This window comes from Pelagivirga sediminicola, from assembly GCF_003072125.1.
Lineage (GTDB): Bacteria > Pseudomonadota > Alphaproteobacteria > Rhodobacterales > Rhodobacteraceae > Roseovarius > Roseovarius sediminicola.
This window is the reverse complement of the sequence record NZ_QCYH01000051.1, coordinates 1-2,273: the sequence shown is the minus strand read 5'-3', so window position 1 is coordinate 2,273 and position 2,273 is coordinate 1. Positions and strand designations below refer to the sequence as shown.

The window sequence follows — 2,273 nt, the reverse complement described above, 5'->3', positions numbered from 1 at the left end:
GCACCATGGCGCTTGGTGCCCCGTCACTGGCCTGGTTTTACGCCGCCGCGTGGCCGGTTTTTACTCCGCCGTTGACACCCCATCTCCCAAATTACCGAGTCGAACCGTCGCACGCCTGAAAGAGGGTCCAAAAACACGTCAATCGGACGCTTTCGCCCGATTGACCCGTTTTGCTTGCAAAATGGCCATTTCAGCCCGGCCAATGGCCACTAATTGGTGGTCCGAATAACACCTGTCGCGACAAGCATTACTTGGCCATCACAAAAGACTAAGTTATTGATTTTACAAGAATTGAAACTTCCCGCGGCCACCGGCTTAGCCATTCTGCATGCATATGACGTCCATTTTCCACAAGCATAAGACGTCTATCTCGCAGGCATAAGGCGCCCATTTTTCGAGCGCAAGAACCCGAGGTTGGAGCATTTTCATACCTGAACAATTCGGACAAAAAAAGACCGCCCTTACGGACGGTCTTGAAATCTTATCATCATAATGGGGCCCGTAAGCCCCATTATGTTAAGTGAAGATATCGTTGCGTAAATCGGTGATCCGGTAAAAATCTATGCCAACCTCGGCCCGGGATATCGTCGGTCGCTTACCCGATCTTTTTAGACGTCTCACGACTTCCCCAATCTGCAGATCGTGTTGCTCGGCAAGGCGAGCCGGAGTTGTGAAGGTTGCCTTGAACCGGGCTACGCTGTCGGAATCGAACCGCCAAATTTTATGGCTCCGATCAGGCCCGACGGTTTCTATGAGAGTCAGGTCGGCAATTGCCTGATATTGATCGACCAACCTCCAAAGTACTTCCCTCGTGATTTTCAGGGTTGAGAACGTATCCACCGAAGACAGGCCCACAGTAGCCTTCATTTTTTTGCGCTTCACCTCATCGGAATCCACCAAGAGCGCACCGACCCCCTCCTGGCTGGCAAGACGAACCACACGGTCGAGAAAGCCACCGAGGATCAAATGAAGCACGATGACCGCCGGAACCTTGGCCTTTTCCGCAGCTTTCGAAATCGGCACCAATCCAGCAAGGGGAACCTCAGTCAAAACTGCTTTTGCGTGGAGTTTGCCAACCAGCATGGCAATCTCCTTCTCGTCTACGGATTTTTGCGTCCGACCCTTAATGCCGGGTCTCCCCGAGTATATGGGGGTGAGAAGGCGGTCAGAGAAAAGCTGATCCACCAGAGGTCGAGCACAATTCATGAATTCCGGCAAGGAATTGACATGGACCATCCGATTGACTCGACCAGCGACCTCCCTGCCCAAGTCGACTGGGATGGGGAAATGGGAACGGGCAGATTCAGGAATAACATCCGCAGCGACCAGCACGCTACGGAGAGTTACCGAATTCAATCCCTGCTCTTTGGCAAGCGAAGCCACGGTGTGCAATCGCCTTTCGGCAAGTTTCTCGCGAAGAACCTCACGCCCCGCAGGCAGAGCGATGTTCTCTATTATGACATCGCGCAGTATGCGGGCGATATCGCCCGGTTCTTTCAGCGACTTCGAATCTGCAAGGGCCTTGTAAAAGCACCCAAAAATCTTCCGCGCACCAGGTGTTCCCGTCGCCTCATCGAACATGCGAAACTGCGCCTCCAGTGCCTCCCGGATGCCTTCCTCGCCGCGCGAGGTGAAATCGAACCCGACGCGGCCAGCGTGATCGCTGTCGTCCACGGAAAGCTGTGGCAGCAGCTGAGCTGGCCCGAAGGCCATCAAAACACCGAGAAGCTCCGTTCCGCGTGCAGCCTGATCCAAGGTCTGCGAATCCAACCATTTGGGGCCAGCTTTCCCTTCGAGGCGGCACATGACGTAATCCTGGAGTGGTGAAACTTGACGATGAGGAGCCTCCGAGACCAGCGCCGCGAGTTTCTCGCCGCGCTCAGGGACCCGTAGATCAAGCTCATGAAACTTGTCATCCCATTTGGCAAAGGCTTGCCGCAGGAGTGGGATTTGATGATGCGAGCACGTGCGCACTACCGAAAGCGCCCATTCCCAGCGGCCACGGCGCAAGCCGATCTGATCATCCTGCACCAGACAAGCCGGGCAAAACACCGTGTGCGGGTTGGCCAGAAACTCTGCAGAGACCAGCTCACCCCGCAGATCATAGGTCCTTTCGCCCAGCGGGATGGCTACATTGGCGCGCAGGTCTTCGACCGCAACGCCCGACACCTCGGCCAAGCGAGCAAGCGCTTTTTCGTATGCGGCGGTTCCGGCCCATTGATTTGATGTATTCCTGACGCGTGACGCGCCTGCGACAAGGTCTGCGTCAGCAG

Annotated in this window: 1 protein-coding gene; it reads right to left on the bottom strand. The window is 55.4% G+C overall.

The annotated features are described in order from the left end of the window. Positions 1 to 516: 516 nt before the first annotated feature. Positions 517 to 2,273, bottom strand: a 1,757-nt coding sequence (locus DC366_RS19375; protein WP_108693778.1) for a TniQ family protein, incomplete at its 5' end; no start/stop codon positions are given.